Source organism: Paraburkholderia sp. ZP32-5 (genome assembly GCF_021390495.1).
Taxonomy (GTDB): Bacteria; Pseudomonadota; Gammaproteobacteria; order Burkholderiales; family Burkholderiaceae; genus Paraburkholderia.
In genome coordinates, this window is sequence record NZ_JAJEJP010000001.1 from 2,573,984 (window position 1) to 2,595,802 (window position 21,819).

17 protein-coding genes are annotated in these 21,819 nt (G+C 63.1%); 3 read left to right on the forward strand and 14 right to left on the reverse strand.

What is annotated here, in order from left to right:
* The first annotated feature begins 20 nt into the window (after positions 1-20).
* Entirely contained in the window at positions 21-1,274 is a 1,254-nt protein-coding gene (locus tag L0U82_RS10915) for a cupin domain-containing protein (RefSeq protein WP_233830773.1), read from the forward strand.
* Between the two features lie 232 nt (positions 1,275-1,506).
* Positions 1,507-1,782: a hypothetical protein gene (locus tag L0U82_RS10920; protein ID WP_230412894.1), complete on the forward strand. Its 276-nt coding sequence runs from the start codon at positions 1,507-1,509 to the stop codon at positions 1,780-1,782.
* A 227-nt stretch (positions 1,783-2,009) separates the two neighbouring features.
* On the opposite strand, the gene L0U82_RS10925 is transcribed toward L0U82_RS10920, so the two are convergent.
* The 3 genes from L0U82_RS10925 to L0U82_RS10935 all read right to left on the reverse strand — a co-directional run bounded on the left by L0U82_RS10925 (position 2,010) and on the right by L0U82_RS10935 (position 5,830).
* Positions 2,010-4,307, reverse strand: coding sequence for an ATP-dependent DNA helicase (locus L0U82_RS10925; RefSeq protein WP_233830776.1), 2,298 nt, complete (start codon positions 4,305-4,307; stop codon positions 2,010-2,012).
* Between the two features lie 63 nt (positions 4,308-4,370).
* Positions 4,371-4,589, reverse strand: coding sequence for a DUF465 domain-containing protein (locus L0U82_RS10930; protein WP_233830779.1), 219 nt, complete (start codon positions 4,587-4,589; stop codon positions 4,371-4,373).
* Between the two features lie 161 nt (positions 4,590-4,750).
* Positions 4,751-5,830 carry a hypothetical protein gene (locus L0U82_RS10935; RefSeq protein WP_442793635.1) on the reverse strand — a complete coding sequence of 360 codons (1,080 nt, stop codon included), beginning with the start codon at positions 5,828-5,830 and terminating at the stop codon, positions 4,751-4,753.
* A 280-nt stretch (positions 5,831-6,110) separates the two neighbouring features.
* Here L0U82_RS10935 and L0U82_RS10940 point away from each other — a divergent pair, with 280 nt between their 5' ends.
* Complete coding sequence (locus L0U82_RS10940; protein WP_233830781.1) at positions 6,111-8,456, forward strand: Tex family protein; 2,346 nt, start codon at positions 6,111-6,113, stop codon at positions 8,454-8,456.
* Positions 8,457-8,708: 252 nt separating this feature from the next.
* Here the strand turns inward: L0U82_RS10940 and L0U82_RS10945 are convergent, their stop codons facing one another.
* The 11 genes from L0U82_RS10945 to bamB all read right to left on the reverse strand — a co-directional run bounded on the left by L0U82_RS10945 (position 8,709) and on the right by bamB (position 21,807).
* Positions 8,709-10,595, reverse strand: coding sequence for a potassium transporter Kup (locus L0U82_RS10945; RefSeq protein ID WP_233830784.1), 1,887 nt, complete (start codon positions 10,593-10,595; stop codon positions 8,709-8,711).
* A gap of 388 nt (positions 10,596-10,983) precedes the next feature.
* Positions 10,984-11,556, reverse strand: coding sequence for a phosphoribosyltransferase (locus tag L0U82_RS10950; protein ID WP_233830787.1), 573 nt, complete (start codon positions 11,554-11,556; stop codon positions 10,984-10,986).
* An 18-nt stretch (positions 11,557-11,574) separates the two neighbouring features.
* Positions 11,575-12,921: an adenylosuccinate synthase gene (locus tag L0U82_RS10955; RefSeq protein WP_233830790.1), complete on the reverse strand. Its 1,347-nt coding sequence runs from the start codon at positions 12,919-12,921 to the stop codon at positions 11,575-11,577.
* Between the two features lie 221 nt (positions 12,922-13,142).
* A complete protein-coding gene (locus tag L0U82_RS10960; RefSeq protein ID WP_233830793.1) occupies positions 13,143-14,294 on the reverse strand; it encodes an ATP phosphoribosyltransferase regulatory subunit in 1,152 nt (383 codons plus the stop codon).
* Between the two features lie 302 nt (positions 14,295-14,596).
* Entirely contained in the window at positions 14,597-14,788 is a 192-nt protein-coding gene (locus tag L0U82_RS10965) for a DUF2065 domain-containing protein (RefSeq protein ID WP_169496144.1), read from the reverse strand.
* A gap of 43 nt (positions 14,789-14,831) precedes the next feature.
* Complete coding sequence (gene hflC / locus L0U82_RS10970) at positions 14,832-15,737, reverse strand: protease modulator HflC (RefSeq protein ID WP_233830796.1); 906 nt, start codon at positions 15,735-15,737, stop codon at positions 14,832-14,834.
* Between the two features lie 13 nt (positions 15,738-15,750).
* Complete coding sequence (gene hflK, locus L0U82_RS10975) at positions 15,751-17,148, reverse strand: FtsH protease activity modulator HflK (protein WP_233830800.1); 1,398 nt, start codon at positions 17,146-17,148, stop codon at positions 15,751-15,753.
* Between the two features lie 49 nt (positions 17,149-17,197).
* Complete coding sequence (gene hflX, locus L0U82_RS10980) at positions 17,198-18,385, reverse strand: GTPase HflX (protein WP_233830803.1); 1,188 nt, start codon at positions 18,383-18,385, stop codon at positions 17,198-17,200.
* Positions 18,386-18,442: 57 nt separating this feature from the next.
* Positions 18,443-18,679, reverse strand: coding sequence for an RNA chaperone Hfq (gene hfq / locus L0U82_RS10985; protein WP_006051315.1), 237 nt, complete (start codon positions 18,677-18,679; stop codon positions 18,443-18,445).
* 165 nt (positions 18,680-18,844) lie between these two features.
* Entirely contained in the window at positions 18,845-20,182 is a 1,338-nt protein-coding gene (gene der / locus L0U82_RS10990) for a ribosome biogenesis GTPase Der (RefSeq protein ID WP_233830806.1), read from the reverse strand.
* 479 nt (positions 20,183-20,661) lie between these two features.
* On the reverse strand, positions 20,662-21,807 hold the full coding sequence (bamB, locus tag L0U82_RS10995) for an outer membrane protein assembly factor BamB (protein ID WP_233830808.1): 1,146 nt from the start codon (positions 21,805-21,807) through the stop codon (positions 20,662-20,664).
* Positions 21,808-21,819: the final 12 nt, after the last annotated feature.

The following is a 21,819-nucleotide window of genomic DNA, read 5'->3' on the forward strand; positions in this document are numbered from 1 at the left end:
AATACAACTCACATTATACGATGCCCAGGCGGCCCAACCACCACTCGGCCGAGGCAGCTTCGACACCTAATTCGTCGCCTGCTTCAGAGCCAGCTACCCAGCCCATTCTTCCGCCCGCGCCCGACGTTCCCACCGCATTGCTCGGCAATCTGAGCCCATCGCAATTCATGCGCCGGTACTGGCAGAAAAAGCCTTTGCTGATCCGTCAGGCGATCCCGAACATCGTGCCGCCGCTGTCGCGCGACGAACTCTTCGAGCTTGCGGACCAGGAAGAAGTCGAAGCGCGTCTGATCACCCACTTCCGCAACAAATGGCAGCTGGAACACGGCCCGTTCGCGCCCGACGAACTGCCATCGGCGAAGCAACGCGGCTGGACGCTGCTCGTCCAGGGTGTCGATCTGCACGACGACCGCGCGCGGGCATTGCTCGATCGCTTCCGCTTCGTGCCCGACGCACGTCTGGACGATCTGATGATCTCGTACGCGAGTGACACAGGTGGTGTCGGCGCGCATTTCGATTCCTACGATGTGTTTCTTTTGCAAGTAAAAGGCAAGCGCCGCTGGCGCATCAGCGCGCAGAAGGACCTGACGTTGCAGGCGGGCTTGCCATTGAAAGTTTTACAGAACTTCGAGCCTGAACAGGAGTGGGTGCTGGAGCCGGGCGACATGCTGTATCTGCCGCCGCACATCGCGCACGACGGTATCGCCGAGGGCGAGTGCATGACCTGCTCGATCGGCTTTCGCGCGCCATCGGAAAGCGAGCTGACCGCCCAATTCCTCTACCATCTGGCCGAGCGCGGCGAGGCTGCGGGCAAGACCGGCGCGCTTTATCGCGATCCGCGGCAATCCGCTGTCGAGCGTCCGGCCGAACTGCCGGCGGCGCTCGTCGAACGGGTTGGCGCAATCCTTGCTCGGGTCAGGTGGAATGAGCAGGATATTGCGTCGTTCCTTGGCACGTATCTCAGCGAACCCAAGCCGAGTGTCGTCTTCGATCCGCCGCAACGGCCGCTCAACGAAGCGCGTTTTATCGCTGCCGCATCGAAACAGGGTCTGCGGCTCGATCGCAAGACTAACCTGTTGTATGAACGTCGTTTTTTCTTCGTAAATGGAGAAGAAATTGCGTGGGGCGGCGCAAAAAAATGGCTGTTTGATCTCGCTAATCACCGCTCTATGAGTGCGAAACGCTTTGTAACACTCTCGCACGATTCACCGGTGACAGCACTGCTACACGAGTGGTATTGTGCGGGCTGGATACAGGTGGGCGAGCTTGCGTAACTCTGCCCGCCTGTTATACCGTACAGCGAAATTTTGTATGAGAAAGACAACGTATTGACCCCGGATTTATCGACTGTCAGTACGAAAGTGCATATAATTTCCGCCCAAGCCGTAGGGAAGATTTCAGCTCGTCGAGAGAGTATCTCCACCAGCGGCCCAGGTCGGTGTTGGAGCACATTACCGGTTTTATTTTGCGCTGTTGCTTACCTTTAAACCATAAAAGGACGTGATCATGAAGAAATCCCTCCTCGTAGCATCCCTGTTGGCAGCTGTGGCACTGGCTGCATGCAACAAGAGCAACGATCAAGCCGCTGCACCGGCTAGCGACGCAGCTGCTGCTTCGGCACCGGCTGCTGCTGCTTCGGACGCAGCAACGGCTGCTTCGGGTGCTGCTGCTGCTGCGAGCGACGCTGCTGCTTCGGCTACGGCTGCTGCTTCGGACGCTGGCGCTGCCGCTTCGGACGCTGCTGCTTCGGCTGCTGCTCCGGCTTCGGGCGCAAGCCAGTAAGCTGTCGCGTAGGGTTCGCCTCTGGGCGAGAACTGCTTCGGGAAATCGTTTCGGTTTCCCGGGCAGTCAGGCAAAACGCCACGGATTCATTTCCGTGGCGTTTTGCTTTTGGGCTTTGAATTTTTTGACCTGCGCCGGTTTTGCCTGGCGGGTCATTTGAAAAGAATTGCAAAAAAAAACGCCACATTTTATTGCGGCGTTTTTTTAAGTATCAAACCAGCATGCGGCTATTGTTCGGTCGCGGCACCCGGCACCGCGCTTTCTTCAAAGAATTCGCGCACCACGTCGATCTCGCGGGTGCGCTTGAACGGCGGCAGGCTTTGCCAGATACGACGTCCGTAGGGTTTATCAACGAGGCGCGTATCGCAGATCATCAACACGCCGCGATCGGTCTCCGCGCGAATCAAACGGCCGGCGCCCTGCTTCAGCGTAATCACGGCCTGCGGCAACTGATGCACGGCGAACGGACTCAAGCCCTTCTTCGTCAGCGCGTCGAGCCGCGCGGACAACACGGGATCGTCGGGCGGCGCAAACGGCAGCTTGTCGATCACGACCAGCGACAACGCATCGCCGCGCACATCCACGCCTTCCCAGAAACTCTGGCTACCCACCAGAATCGCGTTGCCATACGCACGGAAGCGGTCGAGCAGTTCGGTGCGGCTCGCATCGCCCTGCACCAGCAGCGGATAGTCCCAGCCGCGTGCCTCGATTGCATCGCGCAACTTTGCGGAGATACGGTCCACCGCGCGCAGCGTCGTGCATAGCATGAAGACGCCGCCGCCCGATGCTTCGATCGCCGGCAACGCGGCATCGAACACCGCGTCGGTAAACATCGGCGATGACGGTTGCGGCAGATTGCGCGGCACGTACAGCAGCCCCTGCGACGGATAGTCGAACGGGCTGGGCAAGGTCATCGAACGCTTCGCGTTCAGGCCCATCTGCGCCGCGTAGTGCGTGAAGTCGCCGCGCACCGACAGCGTGGCCGACGTAAAAATCCACGCGCGCGGCACGCCGGCGCGTTGCTTGGCGAAAATCGGCGCGACCGACAGCGGCGTTTCGTGCAACTGCACGGTATGCGAGAACACTTCGATCCAACGCACCTTTTCATTCGGATCGGCGCGCTCGGCAGCGGCGTTGGCATTGCCGTTGCCGACAGCAACAGCGCTATCGCGCGACCCGGCTGCGTCGCGCTCGGCGCTCGTGGGCGGCGTGGTCCAGCCGCTCAGCACATCCTGCAATTCGCGAGCGCGGCGCAGACATGCGCCGATCGACTCGGCGCGCTCAGCCTGACCAGCCAGCGCGCTGGCCAGTGCATCGAGCTCGGTTTCGAGTGTCTCGAGCGCAGCGAACAAAGGGTGATCGTCGGGCAACTGGCCGATCGATAAACGCACCGAATCTTCCTTGAACGCAAGGCGCACGTCGCGCGCCGCACGCTCGAGCGTCGCGCCAAGCTTGACCCAGTCGAGCGCATCGCGCGCATGACCGAGACCCTCGGCCACCGAATCACGCGCGAGTTCGAGAAATTGCGCGGTCGACAGCGTCTCGCCGAAAAACAGCGTCGCGGTTTCGGGCAGTTGATGTGCTTCGTCGAAGATGACCGTGTTAGCGGTGGGCAGTAACTCGGCCATGCCGGTATCGCGCAACATGATGTCGGCGAAAAAGAGATGGTGGTTGACCACCACAATGTCAGCCTGCTGCGCTTCGCGGCGCGCCTGCATCACGAAACAGTCCTTGTAATGCGGGCACTCCTGGCCGAGACAGTTATCGCGCGTCGAGGTGACCATCGACCACACCGCGGCCGTCTCCGGCACGCTCGCGAGCTCGGCCTTGTCGCCGGTGCGCGTGATCTTCGCGAAGCGCACGATGTCCTGCAGATACGAGGTTTCCTGACGCGACGGCAAGCGCCCGTTGTCCGCCGTGCGTTGCAGGTAATAGTGGCACAGATAGTTCGCGCGCCCCTTCAGCATCGCGACCGATACCGGCACCGCGAGCGCGTCGCGCACGGTCGGAATATCGCGCTGAAAGAGCTGATCCTGCAGATGCTTGGTGCCGGTCGACACGATGACCTTACCGCCCCATAGCATGGCGGGCACGAGGTACGCATAGGTCTTGCCTGTGCCCGTGCCCGCCTCGACGATCAGGGTGTTCTCGCCGCTGTCGGCGCGCTCCGCTTCGATGCCCTCAACGCTATCGGCCGAGCCCGCGCTATCGGCTGCCGTGCCCTGCAGACGCCGCGCCGGACGCTTCTGCGCCTCGAACATCGCCGGCTCGGGCATCGCGCGGCCCGACGCTTCCATCGCCGCGGCGACGGCGCGCGCCATCTCGATCTGCGACGCACGCGGCCGATAGCCATCGATCTGACGCGCGAGCAGCCCGCTGTCGGCAAAGATCTCGTTGAGCTCCGTCACGCGAGCACGGCTCAGCGACTCGCTCGCGACGGCTGCGGCCGCGCGCGGCGCCGCCGTAACGCTGGTGGATGCGTCGCCCGGCGCGCCCCGGGATGAAGTGTCGTGCGGTGAATTCAAGGCAAGCGTTCCTGCTAAGTCCGGCTCGCGCGCTGCGCGCCCGGCGCCTGCCAGGCCGCGAACTCAGGCGCGTAAGTCCGGTTCGAGCTGCAATTGCAGCAAGATGATGGTGTCCTTGACTTTGAGTTTGCGCTTTTTCAGGCGCTGCAACTCGAAGTCGTCGATGCCGGGCTCATCCGATATCCGGTCGATCAACCGGTCGAGCCCACTGTGCTCCGATTCCAGTTGCAGAATGCGGTCGCGAAGAGTGTTCGCGTCGATGACGTGACGACGATCGCGCATGCTCGCCTCCTCTCGTCTGCGGCATGCGCCGCGTGCTCGCGGCCGATGCCTGAGGTTGCTGTCCGGCTCAAAACGCGTTACGGCGACTACGGCCAGCGACTGCTGCCGTCCTGGCCACGGCCGCCAGGATCATTACAGCACAGTCGCCGACTACAGCACATTTACTCTTGCTGCTGCTGTCTTTGCTGCTCTTCGAGTTGCTGCTGTTTCAACTGGTCCTGACGCTTCTGCTCGGCTTTCTCGGCGGCTTGCTTCTGACGCGTTTCGACGTCGAGCTTGTGCTGCGCCGCGTCTGCCTGCTTCCTGTCGAAATTTTCCTGCTTCTGCTGACGTTCGAGCGCCTTCTGCGCGCCCTGCTGACGCGCCTCATCGAGCTGGTGCTGGAAGTCGCCCTGCTGGTTGGCCGCCGCCGGCGCGGGCGTAGCACCGCGTTGCGCCTGGTCCAGCGCATGCTGGCGCTGCTTTTCGTCGTAGGTCTGCGCGTTGGCCGCGCGCTGCAGCGCCCCGGCGTTACGCTGCGCCTGATCGAGTGCGTGCTGGCGCTGTTTGTCCTCGTAGGCCTGCGCGTTGGCCTGGCGCTGCGGCGCCTCGGCGTTGCGCTGCGCCTGATCGAGTGTGTGCTGGCGCTGCTTTTCCTGGTAGGCCTGCTCGTTGCGCGCGTCTTCGGCGGCACGCTGCGGCGCTTCAGCCTGCGCTTGCGCACGCCGCAGCGCCGTGCGCTCGTCGCGCTCGCGTGCGCGTTGCGCGCGCTGTTCGGCGTCGAGCGCGAGCTGTTCCTTGCGGATTTCCGCCTGTGCGGAGCGCATCGAATCGCGCGCGCGATTCAGGCAGTGGTTGACGAAAAAGCGGCTATAGCAGTTGTGCTGCGCGAGCGCGTATTGGTAGTTGTTGTCGTCGGTGCGCTGATCGAGTGCCTGCTGACGCGCCTCGAACGATTTGTCGAGCGCGGCTGCATCGCTTGCGCCCTCAGCACCGTCGGCGGTGGTGGCGTCGGCTGCCGGTGCCGCTGCCGTGGTACCGGTTGCCGGCGCGGCTGTATTGCCAGGCGCAGCAACAGACGTCGCGTCCTGCGCGGACGTTGCAGCCTGTGCCACCGTTTGCGCGCTGGCGAGTGCCGGCACGGCGGCCAATACGATGACCGCGCATGCCGCCATCACATTGGCAAATCCACGCCGGGCCGACAATCGTTCGGACCCGAGCCCCACGTCGCCGCGTACGGCCCGTACCGCCGACGCGGCCAACATGCGCGAGGCGAGCGGCGAACGCAACGAAGAGAGCGAAAACTGAGGCGAAACCGGCCGCGAATCTGACGACAGAAAAGAGACCAGACGGTTGAGGGACAAGGAGATTAGCAACGTCGTAGCGGGTCAACGGAAGATGGCGGAAATTCTAACATCCCGCGGTTGAGCCCTCTGGCATTTATGGCAAAATGCCCCGCTCCTGGTCGCGGCGCACGCCCGGCCTGTCCGACCTGCCGCCCGCGCGCGGCCCCTCACTGAGTCCGCAGGAAAACCAAGCCTTATGACGGAAACCGTAGCACTCAAGATCGTCCAGCGCATCGCCACCGAACTGTCCGTCCAGCCGCGCCAGGTCGCGGCCGCCGTGGGGCTTCTCGACGAAGGCGCGACCGTTCCGTTCATCGCCCGTTACCGCAAGGAAGTGACAGAGAACCTCGACGACACGCAACTGCGCAATCTCGAGGAGCGCCTGCTGTATCTGCGCGAACTGGAAGAGCGCCGCGCCGCGATCATCGCGAGCATCGACGAACAGGGCAAGCTGACCGACGAACTGCGCGGCGCGATCGAAGGTGCCGACAGCAAACAGGTGCTGGAAGATCTGTATCTGCCGTACAAGCCGAAGCGCCGCACGCGCGCGCAGATCGCCCGCGAGGCCGGTCTGCAGCCGCTCGCCGACGCACTGCTCGGCAATCCGCTGCTCGATCCGCAAACCGAGGCTGCCGCGTACGTGGACACCGACAAGGGCGTCGCCGATGTGAAGGGCGCGCTCGACGGCGCGCGCGACATTCTGTCTGAACAGTTTGGCGAAACCGCCGAACTGCTGGGCAAGCTGCGCGACTATCTGCACAGCCAGGGCGTGGTGTCGTCGAAGGTGGTCGAAGGCAAGGAAACGGCCGAGGAAGAGAAATTTCGCGACTACTACGACTACGCGGAAACGATTCGCACGGTGCCGTCGCATCGCGCGCTCGCGTTGTTCCGCGGCCGTAATGCCGGCGTGCTGATGATCAAGCTGGGCCTCGGCGAAGAGCTCGACGCGCAGGTGCCGCATCCGGGCGAGGCACTGATCGCGCGCCACTTCGGCATCGCCAATCAGAACCGCCCCGCCGACAAGTGGCTCTCCGATGTGTGCCGCTGGTGCTGGCGCGTGAAGGTGCAACCGCATCTCGAAAACGAATTGCTGACCCATCTGCGCGACGAAGCCGAGCATGAAGCGATCCGCGTGTTCGCGCGCAATCTGAAGGACCTGCTGCTCGCGGCGCCGGCCGGCCCGAAGGCGGTGATCGGACTCGACCCGGGTCTGCGTACCGGCGTCAAGGTCGCGGTGGTCGATCGCACCGGCAAGGTGCTCGCGACCGACACGATCTACCCGCACGAGCCGCGCCGCGACTGGGACGGCTCGCTCGCGAAGCTCGCGCGTATCGCCGCGCAAACCCAGGCCGAGCTGATCAGTATCGGCAACGGCACCGCGTCGCGCGAGACGGACAAGCTCGCGAGCGAGCTGATCTCGCGTCATCCGGAGTTGAAGCTGCAGAAGATCGTCGTGTCCGAAGCGGGCGCATCGGTGTACTCGGCCTCCGAACTCGCCGCGAAGGAATTCCCCGACATGGACGTGTCGCTGCGCGGCGCGGTATCGATCGCGCGCCGTCTGCAGGACCCGCTCGCCGAACTCGTGAAGATCGAGCCGAAGGCGATCGGCGTCGGCCAGTATCAGCACGACGTGAACCAGCGCGAACTCGCGCGTTCGCTCGATGCGGTCGTCGAGGACTGCGTGAACGCGGTCGGCGTCGATGCGAACACCGCGTCGGTCGCGTTGCTCGCGCGCGTGTCGGGACTGAATGCGACACTCGCGCGCAATATCGTCGACTACCGCGATGCGAACGGACCGTTCCCGTCGCGCGAGCATTTGCGCAAGGTGCCGCGTCTGGGCGACAAAACCTTCGAGCAGGCAGCCGGCTTCTTGCGCATCAACAACGGCGAGAATCCGCTCGACCGGTCGTCGGTGCACCCTGAAGCATATCCGGTCGTCGAACGGATTCTCGCGAAGATCAGCAAGCAGGTCGGCGAAGTGCTCGGCAATCGCGACGCGCTGCGCGGACTGTCGCCGAATGAATTCGTCGACGAACGCTTCGGCTTGCCGACCGTGCGCGACATTCTCGGCGAACTGGAAAAGCCGGGCCGCGATCCGCGTCCCGAGTTCAAGACGGCGACGTTCCGCGAAGGCGTCGAGAAGGTCAGCGATCTGATCCCGGGCATGATGCTCGAAGGTGTGGTAACGAACGTCGCCGCGTTCGGTGCGTTCATCGACGTCGGCGTGCATCAGGATGGTCTGGTGCACGTGTCGGCGATGTCGACGAAGTTCATCAAGGATCCGCATGAGGTCGTGAAGGCCGGGCAGATCGTCAAGGTCAAGGTGCTCGAAGTCGACGTGAAGCGCCAGCGAATCGCGTTGACGATGCGTCTCGACGACGAACCCGGCGCGGCCGCTGCGCGCAGCGGTGGTGGTGGCGCGCAGCAGGATCGCGGCAACTTCAATCGCGGCGGTGCGGGGCGCGGCGCGCCGCAGCGCTCGCGCGAACCGGAGCCGGGTGGCGCGATGGCTGCCGCCTTTGCGAAGCTCAAGCAGAAGTAAGAAGCAAGCATGCGGTGAGTGCGGCGTGAGCGCATCGGACTGATGTGCTTCGCCGCGAGCGCGGTGAGTTCTCGTATCACGCGCGCGGTCCCGCGGCCTTCCTTCACGCGGCGCGCGAACGTCGAATGCCCTTCATTGCGTTTGTTTGCGCCTGGCAACAAAAAGCCCACGCAAATGCGTGGGCTTTTTTCTTCTTCCACTCCGCGGCGCATCCGGGAGCAGTTCAGCGAGCGGGCGCAAAACAACGCGCCGTCAGATCTCGATCTTGGTCCCTAGCTCCACGACGCGGTTCGCCGGAATGCTGAAGAAGTCGGTTGGCTTGGCTGCGTTCTGATGCATCCACGCGAACACGCGTTCGCGCCACACCGACATCCCCGGCAATTGCGTCGGCACCACTGTTTCGCGCGCGAGGAAGAACGACGTGTCCATTATTTCGAAAGTCATGTCGTGCGTGCGGCCGACTTCGAGCAGCACCGCCTTCACATCCGGCGTTTCGTTGAAGCCGTAGGCCGCCTTCACCAGGAACAGACCACCGTCCATCTCCTTGACCGTCACGCGCTCCGCGTCGTTCACATACGGAATGTCGCGCGTAACGAAGGTCAGGAAGATCGTGCGCTCATGCAGCACCTTGTTGTGCTTCAGGTTGTGCAGCAGGCTCACCGGCACCAGCGTGTCGCTGCCGGTCAGATAGATCGCCGTGCCGGATACGCGATGCGGCGGATGCGCAAGCAGTCCCTGTAGGAACGGCATCAACGGAATACCGTCGGCGGCCGTGCGCTCCTTGACGATCATCCTGCCCTTGAACCACGTCATCAACAGGAAGAACAGCAAACCGCCGATACCCAGCGGCAACCAGCCGCCCTCTTCGACCTTCAGCAGGTTCGCGCCGAAGAACCCTACGTCGACCACCATGAACACGGTGATGATCAGCGCGACGAGGATCTTGTTCCAGTTCCACACCTTCACCATCACGACGCACGCGAGGATCGTCGTGATCACCATCGTCGCGGTCACCGCGATACCGTAGGCGGCAGCCAGGTTGTCCGAGCTCTTGAAGGCGATCACGATGCACAGGATGATGAACAGCAGCATCCAGTTCACCACCGGCACATAGATCTGTCCGATCGCCAGTTCCGACGTGTGCAGGATCTTCATACGCGGGACATAACCGAGCTGGATCGCCTGGCTCGTCAGCGAATACGCGCCCGAGATCACTGCCTGCGATGCAATCACCGTCGCCACCGTCGACAGCACCACGAGCGGCAGCAGCGCCCAGTCCGGCGCGAGCAGAAAGAACGGATTTTCGATGGCCTTCGCGTCGTGCATCAGCAGCGCGCCCTGGCCGAAATAGTTCAATACCAGCGACGGCATCACGAGCACATACCAGGCCATGCGGATCGGCTGCGCGCCGAAGTGCCCCATGTCCGCGTACAGCGCCTCGGCGCCGGTCAGCACCAGCACGACCGAGCCGAGCACCACGTAAGCCTGCAGCACGTGCGCGGCCATGAACGTGTATGCGTAGTAAGGATTCAGCGCGCGAATCACGTTCGGCGACTGCAGGATGTGCCACAGGCCGAGCGCGGCGAGTACGAGGAACCACACGGTCATGATCGGACCGAACAGCCGGCCGACCATCGCCGTGCCGTGCCGCTGGATCCAGAACAGCACGATCAGGATCACGATGGTGAGCGGGATCACCAGATGCGCCAGATGGGGAGCGGCGATTTCGAGACCTTCGACCGCCGAGATCACAGAGATCGCGGGCGTGATCACCGCATCGCCATAGAACATGCAGGCGCCGAAGATGCCGAGCATCATCAGCAGCCCGGCCAGTTTCGATTTCTGATCGACCGAGCGCAGCGCCAGCGCCATCAGCGCGAGCACGCCGCCCTCGCCGTTGTTGTCGGCGCGCATCACGAACAGCACGTACTTGACGCCGACCACGATCACGATCGCCCAGAACAGCAGCGAGATCACGCCGAGGATCGACTGGTCGGTTAGCGGGATGCCGTGCGACGGGCTGAAAGCCTCTTTAAGCGAATACAATGGGCTCGTGCCAATGTCGCCGAACACCACTCCGATCGCGGCAATCGCCAGGGAGGGTAGCGGCTGTTTGTGTACGTGGTTGTTATCTGTCATAGACGCGAGAGAATCCGTTCCCAGGCGGAAAAAACGACCGCTATTCTAAACCGCTCACCTGACACCGCCCGGCTTGTTGTGGATACACCACGTGGATAGTCCGCGCAGTTTAGCACCGTGATATGGCAGCGTCTGCCGCATGCGCAGTCATGTTGGTGATAGGCGGCGAGCGGCGCTTTTGGCCAGCCGTGCTCCGTTCCATATGTGGCGCGCGCATAAAAAAACGGAACCCGATGGGTTCCGTTTTTGCGGAGATGGCGAGGTAAAACTACGTTGAAAGCAGTTCGCCGTAAGAATGTAAGGCGCGTGAACGTAAGCGGCGAGAGCAAAGGCGAAGGCGAAACGTCATCCGCCAAAGCGGCGCGGCGATCAACCGCTCGCGTTTGCATTACTTGCCCGACGCTTCCTCGGCCTGCGCGATGCCGCGCTTGATCCACGCGCCGAGGTTATGCGGACGCACCGTGTCCCACTCCTCGAACGGCTGATGAATCCATGGATTGGTGGGCAGATACTGCACGTGATAGTCGGGCTTCACCTTCGAGCAGCCCTTGTACCACAGCACCGCCGAGCGCACCGCGGTGATGGCCGGATACCGCTCCTTCAGATGCTGCTGTACCCGTGCAAGTGTGACACCCGAATCGACGAGGTCATCGACGAGCAGCACGTTGCCGTGCAGCTCGCCGCGAGTCATCGTGATGTACTGCGCGATGTCGAGTTCGCCCTGCTGTGTGCCGGCCGCCTCGCGATATGAACTCGTAGCGAGAATCGCCAGCGGCAGATCGTAGATACGCGATAGCTGGTCGCCAACGCGCAAACCACCGCGCGCAAGGCACAAAATCTTGTCGAACTTCCAGCCCGATTCATGCACCGTCAACGCAAGCAATTCGATCAGCCGGTGATATTCGTCCCAGCCGACCCACAGGTTCTTGTCGTCGTTGCGTGGATCTTTCATCGCGATCATCGGTACACCTTGCATCGGTTAGACCTTGAACGGATGGCGCAGCAGAATCGTTTCGTCGCGATCCGGACCGGTGGATACCATGTCGATCGGAATACCCGCGACTTCCTGCACGCGCGTCAGATACGCACGCGCGTTAGCGGGCAGCTTGTCCCATTCCTTGATGCCGACCGTGCTCTCCTTCCAGCCCGCGAAGGTTTCGTACACCGGCACGCAATGCGAGACTTCGGATGCACCACGCGGCAGCAGATCGACCGTGTTGCCGTCGACCGTGTAGCCGACGCACAGCTTGACTTCGTCGAGGCCGTCGAGCACGTCGAGCTTCGTCATGCACAGGCCCGACACGCCGTTGATCTGGATCGAGCGGCGCAGCGCGGCGACGTCGAGCCAGCCGGTGCGGCGCGGACGGCCGGTGACCGAGCCGAATTCCTTGCCGACGGTCGCGAGTTCGAGGCCGATCGGCTCCTGACGCGACGCGTTATCGGCGTCGTACAGCTCGCTCGGGAACGGGCCCGAACCGACGCGCGTGCAGTACGCCTTCGTGATACCGAGAATGTAGTTGAGCTTCTGCGGACCGACGCCCGCGCCGGCCGTCGCGGCACCCGCGACGCAGTTGCTCGACGTGACGAACGGATAGGTGCCGTGATCGATATCGAGCAGCGTGCCCTGCGCGCCTTCGAACAGCAGATTTCCGCCGTTGGCGTTCACGTCGTACAGACGGCGCGACACGTCGGTGACCATCGGCTTCAGGCGGTCGGCGTAGCTCAGCATCGTGTCGAGCGTTTGCTGGAAATCGACCGCGGCAACGCCGAGGTATTGCGTGAGCACGAAGTTGTGATAGTCGAGGTTTTCGCGCAGACGTTCGGCGAAAGCCGGTGCGTCGAACAGGTCCTGCACGCGCAGGCCGCGGCGCGCAACCTTGTCTTCGTAGGCCGGGCCGATACCGCGGCCCGTGGTGCCGATCTTGCTTGCGCCGCGGCGGGCTTCGCGGCCCTGATCGATCGCGATATGGTACGGCAGGATCAGTGTGGTGGCTTCGGAAATGAACAGACGTTTCTGGACGTCGATGCCGGCGGCTTCGAGTTCGCCGATTTCCTTGAACAGCGCTTCCGGCGACAACACGACGCCATTGCCGATGTAGCACGCGACGCCGGGATGCATGATGCCCGACGGAATCAGACGCAAGATGGTTTTCTTGCCGCCGATGATAAGTGTGTGACCGGCATTGTGACCGCCCTGGAAGCGAACGACGCCTTGAGCGTGGTCCGTCAGCCAGTCGACGATCTTGCCCTTGCCCTCATCACCCCATTGGGTTCCCACGACGACGACGTTGCGCCCGGGGTTCACATTCACTGCGCTGGCAGACATGTTGTTTCGTAAGCTGGTTAAAAACGTATTCTACCTAGGTTCGCGGAAGCTTCCGAATTTTTCCGTTTCCGCTCAACGGTATGCACGTTATGTTGAGTATCGTGAGAGACGCGCGGCCGCATTCATCGGCCCGCGTGCGTCCGCTTCTGATGGTTGCCGGGTGGTGAATGCCGGGGACACGTCCCCGGCAAATCTGTGAAGTGACGCTTGCTCAGGCGTGCTCAGGCGCGCGGTTCGACGACCCATGCGCCGTTGCGCTCGACCAGCACGCGGTCGAACGCGAATTCATCGAGATCGTGCTCGTGGCCAGGCAACGCCTGAATCACCACTTCGCCCGCATCGCGCAGCGCGGCGACCGCGACACGCAACGCTTCGTCATGCCGCCACGGCGCGAGAATCGCGCTGCTGCGCGCTTCGATCGGCGAGATGCGCGCGACCTCGCGCAGATCGAGCGAAAAACCGGTTGCCGCGCGCGCACGGCCGTATGCCTGGCCAACGTGGTCGTAACGGCCGCCGCGCGCGACCGCGTTAGGCACACCATCCACGTACGCGGAGAACATCACGCCGCTGTGGTACGCATAACCGCGCATATCCGCGAGATCGATCATCACTTCGGCGCCGTCGACCTGGCTCGCGAGAAACGCGAGATCGTCAAGCGCGCGAGCGATGGCCGGCGAATTCGGCAGACGCGCGCGGGCTTCGTCGAGCACCGACGCGTCGCCATAGAGCGTCGGCAGCGCGCGCAGCGAATCGCGGATCACCGGCGAGAGTTGTGCAGTCATTTCGACGAGGCGCGGCACGTCCTTGCCGGCGAGCGCGTCATAGAGCGTCTGGCCGAGTGCTTTAGCGGCCGGCTCGGCTTCGATCAATGCCGCAAGTACGCCCGCGTGGCACAGATCGAGGCGCACCTTCGCGAGACCGGCAAGACGCAGCGCATCGAGCATCAGTTGCTGGATTTCGAGGTCTGCTTCGAGGCCCGCGTGGCCGTATATTTCAGCGCCGATCTGGATCTGCTCGCGCGTCGCGTGCAGGCCGCGCGGCCGCGTATGCGCGACGTTGCCCGCGTAGCAAAGACGCGTGACGCCCTGGCGGTTCAGCAGATGCGCGTCGATCCGCGCGACTTGCGGCGTGATGTCGGCGCGCAGGCCGAGCGTGCGGCCCGACAACTGATCGACGAGCTTGAAGGTGCGCAGATTCAGATCGTGGCCGCCGCCCGTCAGCAGCGACTCGAGGTATTCGAGCAGCGGCGGCATCACCATTTCGTAGCCGTACGAGCGGAAACGGTCCAGCAAATGACGTCGCAATTCTTCGATCTTGCGGGCCTCCGACGGCAGCACGTCGGCAATATTCTCGGGAAGCAACCAGGTCGACATCGATACAGTCCTACGGCGTTGAACACGGCGTCTTGAAGCGCCGATGAATGAGTGTAATGGCGTGAAGCGGCTTGATTCTGGCGGGTGGTACGGGTACCGCCGGCGGTGCTTTGGCGACGCGCGCCGCGTCATGCCGACTCGCGCCGATTCCACGCGCAATGGCGGCGGATCAGCGCGTCGATCCTACGTTTTCCGCGAACAGCCGCACAACGCGGCGCGCGCCCCAACCTGCTCGCAATGTGCGGTGTTGTCGGCTCGTCCAACCCTTCACTGCCGGCTTCACGCTGGCGCCAGCCCGCCCGTCAGGTCGCGATAAACAGCAGCACGAGCCCGAGCAACATCACGATGAGCCCGCCGACGCGAATATGATGCGGCGGCCGCTCCGCTATTTTACGGAACGTATCGCGCCAGGCACTCGGAAAAACGAACGGAAACATCCCTTCGATAATCAGCATCAGTGCGATCGCGAGCAGTAACGAGCCGGCTATGTCCATGCAATTGAAGCGGCCGCGATGCGGATGCCGCGGCCTTCGGTAATCAGCGTTTGCGCGGAGTCGGCGCGGAAGCGTCCGGGGGCGTGCCACCGGTCGGGCTACGCATGAAGCGGAAGAACTCGCTGTTCGAGTCGACCACGATCAGATCGCCCGGTTTGAAGGTCTTCCGGTACGCCTGCATGCTCTGATAGAACTGATAAAACTGCGGGTCCTTGCCGAATGCCTCGGCGGCGATTTCCGCGGCCTGTGCATCGCCTTCGCCGCGAATGCCCTGCGCCTTGGCGAGACCGTCGGCGAGCACCGATTGCTGCTCCTTCAACGCGTCGGCACGGATCTGATTGGCTTGCTCGGTGCCCTTCGCGCGCTCGTCGGCGGCGATCTGTTCGCGCGCAGCGATCATGCGCTTGAATACCGAATCCGCCATCGCCGCCGGGAAATCGACACGCGTGAGCTGCACGTCCACCACCGATACGCCGAGCGAAGCCGCGCCCTTGTCCATCGCGCCGCGCGCATCTTCGGCGACGGCCTGCTGTTTGGCGAGCGCATCGGACAGCGTGAACTTGCCGAAGGCATCGCTGAGCGCGGTACGCGACAGCAACGCGAGCCGGTCCGGCAGGCTCTGCACGTCGCCCTTCGTTTCGGCGAGCAGCTTCAGCGGATCGGTCACGCGGAACTTGATGACCGGATTGACGAGCAGATCGGTCTTGTCCGATGTGACGAAATGATCTTCGTCAGGCGCATCGACGGACTGGATACGGTTGTCGACCAGCGTGACCGTTTGCAGCGGCGGCGGCAGCTTCACGTGCACGCCGGGACCGAGCAAGGTGGGCGCCGAGTCGCCGCGCCCGGACAGCACGGCCATATGCCGTTGATCGACGACGAACACCATCGACGATGCGGCGAACACCACGATGACGACGGCAACGACGAGCGCAATGATTCTGTTCATATTCGTGCGCTCCTTATTGAACGTCGTCTTCGCGCAGGCGATTGCGGAACGCCTCGCGCGAACGCAGCGATGCGGCGCTCGGCCGGCTTGCCGGCGCAGGCGCGGAAGCCGCCGCAGGGCCGGAGGCGGCGTCGGCGGATGCGCCAGCGGCGGCGCCCGTGTCGGCAGCCGATGCGGCCGACGGCGCGGGCGCCGCCGCTGCCTGCGGCGCGCTCGCGGCGGCAGTGCCCGACGCAGCCGCGGCCGCCCGCCGCTCGCGATTCTGTTCGACCAGCCGGTCTAGCGGCAGATACAGCACGTTGTTGCCGTTCTTCGCATCGACGAACACCTTGGTCGCGTTCGAATAGATCTGCTGCATGGTTTCCATGTACAGGCGGAAGCGCACGAGCGCCGGCGCCTTCGAATATTGCGCATAGACCTGCTTGAAGCGCTCGGCCTCGGCTTGTGCCTCGCCAACCGTGTTCTGGCTGTAGGTCGTCGCGTCCTCGATCTGGCGTGCGACATCGGCCTTCGCGCGCGGCAGCAGATCAGCCGCATAGGCTTGCGCATCGCGCTTCACGCGCTCGTTTTCGTCGTGTACCCGGGCGGCGTCGTCGAATGCGGGTTGCACCTGTTCGGGTACCTGCACACCCTGGATCGTCACGTTCGTCACCGCGAGACCGGATTGATACTGATCGAGCGATTGCTGGATCGACGCGATCAATTGTTGACGCAGCGTTTCATGATCCTGGCCGAGCACCTCGCTGGTACTCTGCGCGCCGACGATGCTGCGCACCGCCGCTTGCGCGGCATACATCACGCTCTGATCGGGATCGACGCCGCGGAAAAGATAATCGGTGGGTTTGCGGATCTGGTATTGAACCGCGAAGCGCACGTCGACGATATCGCCGTCATGCGTGAGCATCGACGAATCCTTCACGTTGGCGAGACGCACGACGTTGGTGCGGCCGATTTCGACCTGATGGATCTGCGCGACGTTGACGAACTCGTGCGATTCGAACGGATACGGCAGGCGCCAGTGCACGCCCTGCTCCGCCGTGTAGCGATACTTGCCGAATTGCATCACGACGGCGGCCTGACCGTCCTGCACGACGAACACGCCGCTGCCGAGATAGATCGCGACCAGCACGCCGATCACAATGCCGACGCCGATGCGCGCACCGCGCCCATTGTCCGGACGGCCGCCACCGACACCGCCGCCTTTGCGCCCGAAGATCCGGCTCAGACGCCGGTTGAAATCGCGCCACATTTCATCGAGATCGGGCGGACCTTCACCGTCGCGGCCCGGCCGCTTCGGATCGTTCGGCCGTTGCCGGTCGCCATTGCCGTCACCCCGGCCCCAGCGCGGATCGTTCAGAGAAAGCAGGGCGCGCATACGCAGCCAGATACTCCGCTCGTTGTAATCGTTCACCTGTGTTCGTTCACCAGAGTAGACAGCGGGTCAGTGCAATTGGAACGGGTCAGTGCCCGAGTTCTGGAACCTTGTGGTTATCGCGCGGTTCTGCCAGACGGTCGTGTTGCGACGGGTCGAGCGGCGTATCGACAAGCGGTTCAGCGGTAGCGATTTCAGCGATGGCAGCGCGCAGCGCATCAAGCCCCTGGCCCGTGCGAGCGCTCAAAAAGACGCGCGAAATATTACCATACTCATCACGCTCAACCGCGTCCCCACGGGCCGCCAGTTCAGGTACCGCGTCGATCTTGTTGAACACCAGAACCTGCCGGATCGTGTCCGCGCCGATCGCGTGCAACACCTCGTTGACCTGGTCGATCTGATCGAGCCGCACCGCGCTCGATGCATCGACGACATGCAGCAGCAGATCCGCGTGAATGGTTTCCTCGAGCGTTGCGCGAAACGCCGCGACGAGCTGGTGCGGCAGCTCGCGGATAAACCCGACCGTATCGGACACCACCACCTGCCCTGCCTCGTCGCCGAGATAGACGCGCCGCGACGTGGTGTCGAGGGTGGCGAAGAGTTGGTCCGCCGCGTAGGCCTGCGCCTTGGTGAGCGCATTGAACAGCGTCGACTTGCCCGCGTTCGTATAGCCGACGAGCGACACCGACATGGTTTGATTCCGACTGCGCGCGCGACGCTGCGTGCCGTGCTGGCGACGCAGTTTATCGAGCCGGATCTTGAGCGCCTTGATGCGTTCGCCGATCAGCCGGCGGTCGGTTTCGAGCTGTGTTTCACCGGGACCGCGCAAACCGATACCGCCCTTCTGGCGTTCGAGGTGGGTCCATGCGCGAATCAGCCGCGTCGACAGATATTGCAGTTGCGCGAGCTCGACCTGCAGCTTGCCTTCGTGGCTGCGGGCGCGTTGCGCAAAAATATCGAGGATCAGGCTGGTGCGATCGACCACGCGACGATTAAGCGCCCGCTCCAGATTACGCTGCTGCGCCGGAGCGAGAGCGTGATTGAAGATCACGAGTTCGATGTCGTTCGCTTCGCATGCAAGGCGCAATTCTTCGGCCTTGCCGCTACCAACGAACATCTTCGCGTCGGGGCTGGAACGGCGCCCGGTGAGGGTGACTACGGGATTCGCCCCCGCGCTTTGCGCGAGCAGGCTGAGTTCTTCGAGACTGGCTTCGAAATCGATCTTGCCGAAGTCGATGCCGACGAGCGCTGCATTGATCAAATTGGAGGGTATCAAAATGACGCGGCCGGGAATGATCGCCAACGGGCGACGCTGTGCCGGCCGCGACGAGGGTTAGGACTGTTCGGAATCCGGGTGGAAATTCACCGGGCGGGCCGGCACGACCGTCGAAATGGCGTGCTTGTAGACCATCTGGGTGACCGTATTCCGGAGCAACACGACGTACTGGTCGAACGATTCGATGTTCCCTTGAAGCTTGATGCCGTTGACAAGGTAGATCGACACCGGCACATGCTCTTTACGCAGTGCGTTCAAAAACGGGTCTTGTAACAATTGCCCTTTGTTGCTCATAGCAAACTCCGTATTTTTTTGCAGGTTGACTTAATTGGCGCCGAAGAAAAAGAGATCCGCCGCCAATCGCTACACTATAGCTGATTTTCATTTCTGCGCGCGGACCGGGGCGATGCGCCCAAACCCAACACGCACGCGGGTTTCAGCCTGAGATCCAACCTGGTTTCAGCCTTTGTCCGCGTAAGGGTTCGTCGACGATCTGAACTCTATTCGCAATGGAGTCCCTGTTAGCTTGAAAGTTTCCCGGAAGCGATTTTCCAGATAACGCTTATACGTATCGGTGATCGCATCGAGCGCATTGCCGTGAATCACGATAATCGGCGGATTCTGCCCGCCCTGGTGCGCATAGCGCAGCTTCGGCCGCACCGGCCCGCGACGGCGAGGCTGCTGGAACTCCACCGCTTCGATCAATGCGCGCGTCAGCTTCGGCGTCGGCAGCTTCGACATCGCGGCCGTGTAGGCATCGTCGACCGAGCGCATCAATGGCCCGATTCCGGTTTTTTCCGCGGCGGAAATGAAGTGGAATTTGGCGAAGTCCAGAAATTTTAGTTTGCGCTCGAGGTCGGCCTTGGTGCGCTCGCGCACATGTGGATCGAGACCGTCCCACTTGTTCACGCCCACCACCAGCGCGCGGCCTTGCTCGACAACGAAGCCGGCGATGTGCGCGTCCTGATCGGAAATGTCCTGGCGCGCATCGAGCAGCAGGATCACGACATTCGCGTCGGAGATCGACTGCAGCGTCTTCACCACCGAGAACTTCTCGATCGCTTCGAACACCTTGCCGCGGCGGCGCAGACCGGCCGTGTCGATCAGCGTGTACGGCTTGCCCTGGCGTTCGAAATCGACGTAGATCGAGTCGCGTGTGGTGCCCGGCATGTCGAACGCGATCACCCGCTCCTCGCCGACCAAAGCGTTGATCAGCGTCGACTTGCCGACGTTCGGCCGCCCGACGATCGCGATCTTCACGCCACGCGTCTGCTTGTCTTCGTCACTCTCTTCCGGCTGGCCGGCGTAGGCGACTTCGAGTGCCTCGTTGATCATTTCGGTCACGCCGTCGCCGTGCGCGGCCGAAATCGCCCGCGGGTCACCCAGCCCGAGTTCGTAGAAGTCGGCCGCGACGTTCGCGTACTTCATGCCCTCGGCCTTGTTGACGACGAGGAAGATCGGCCGACCGACCTTGCGCAGGTAATCGGCGATCGACTTGTCCTGCGGCGCGAGACCATTGCGGCCATCGACGATGAATACGACGATGTCCGATTCCTCGACCGCCTGACGAGTTTGGCGCGCCATCTCGTGCAGGATGCCATCCTTCGCGACCGGTTCGAATCCGCCGGTGTCGACGACCAGATACGGCCGCTCGCCGGTGCGTCCTTCGCCATAATGGCGATCGCGCGTAAGACCGGGCAGGTCGGCAACCAGCGCGTCACGCGAGCGCGTGAGGCGGTTGAACAGCGTGGATTTCCCCACATTGGGGCGCCCAACGAGGGCAATAACGGGTTTCATCTGATGTTGTTCACGGTGAAACGCGGGATCGGAACCGATCGCTCGCGTAGCGACGCCAGGCGGCCGCCACACGGCGGAGTTCCGACGAAATTATCACGAATTCGGCCAGCTTCGGATGCACGTTCGAGATGCGCATCCGTGCTGACAGGGGTGGGTTGCGCGGGCGGCGCACCGAAGAGTCGCGAGGAGAGTCGCCAGCTTCGGACTTTTCGTTCGACGGCACTCGCCATTTCTGTCTCGCGGCCCCGCCCTGCTACCGCTGAAAAGCGCGTGTGCCGCGTCGTTGCGGCGGTGGGCTCAGCACAATCAGTCCGGCTTGCCGGACCAGCCCTTCCAATGCCTTTTTCTATTGGATCCGCGCGCAACGCGCGACAGACAACTTGCTAACTAAGCCGGCTCGGAAACCGACTCAAACCTTAATTAAAAAGCGCGCGGCCGGCAAAGCCGGCCTGCGCGCCAGAACTGCACGCCTCGCTCGATCAGCGCGGGCGATAACCGAACAGGCCGCCGTCGCGCGTCTGTACGACCAGCGTGTCGCCAGCCAGCACAGGTGCCGCGGTGATCGCGCTGCCGTCGGTCTTCACGCGCGCGACGAGCACGCCATCCGACGTCGACAGGAAGTGCAGGAAGCCCTTGTAGTCGCCGAACACGGCCGCGCGGCCCAGCAACATCGGCACACTCAGATCGCGGTTCTTCAGCGACTCGTTCTTCCACAGCACCGAGCCGTTGTTCACATCGAACGCGGACACGACCGACCAGTCGTCCGCGGCGACCACGCTGCGCTCATCCTGCGCAAGGCCGGTCGTGCTCGAAAATGCCTTGCTCCACAATGAGCGGCCCGAATTCGCGTCGAAGCAACCAATTTGCCCCTGGAACGTCACCGCGCAGGTTTGCGAACCGATGAGCGTCGGCGGACCGGTTACGTCGTTGATACGCTCGACTTCGGTCACGCCCTTCGGATAGGACACCGGCGTCTGCCAGTATGCGTCGCCCGTTTGCAGGTTGATTGCGGCGAATGAGCCGCCCGGGAAACCAGCCAGCACCGCGGCATCGCCCGCGAAGGTCATACCCGATGACACGCGCAGGTTCAGCGGCACCGCACGGTTGCGGAAGTTCCACTTCTGCTCGCCCGTTTGCGCATTGAACGCGACGATCTGACCGTCGATCGTGCGCACCACCACGAGACCGTTGCCGACGAGCGGCGGCGAGATGATTTCGCCCGGCGCCTTGGCCGTCCACAGTTGCTTGCCGTCCGCGCCGAGCACGTACACGTCGCCCTTCAGACCGCCGACCGCCGTGAGCGTGCCGTCGCTACCGACGCCCGCGGACAGGTCGTCATGCAGCTTGGTGCGCCAGATATCCTTGCCGGTTTGCGCGTCGATCTTGGCGACCGTGCCGTTCGCGCCAGCCGCGTACACAGCATTGCCGAGCGCAACCGGCGAGAACAGGTAACGGCCCGCCTTGCCTACGCTCGCCGACCAGGACTGCTGCACATCGAGTACGGGTTTGAACTCGGTGAGCGGCGTCGGCACACGGCGCTCGTCTTTCGTGGATGAGCAAGCCGCCATCGTGAGCACGGTCATCGCACAGATAACGGGCACGGCGTAACGTTTCAGCAGATTCATCGGTGGACGAAG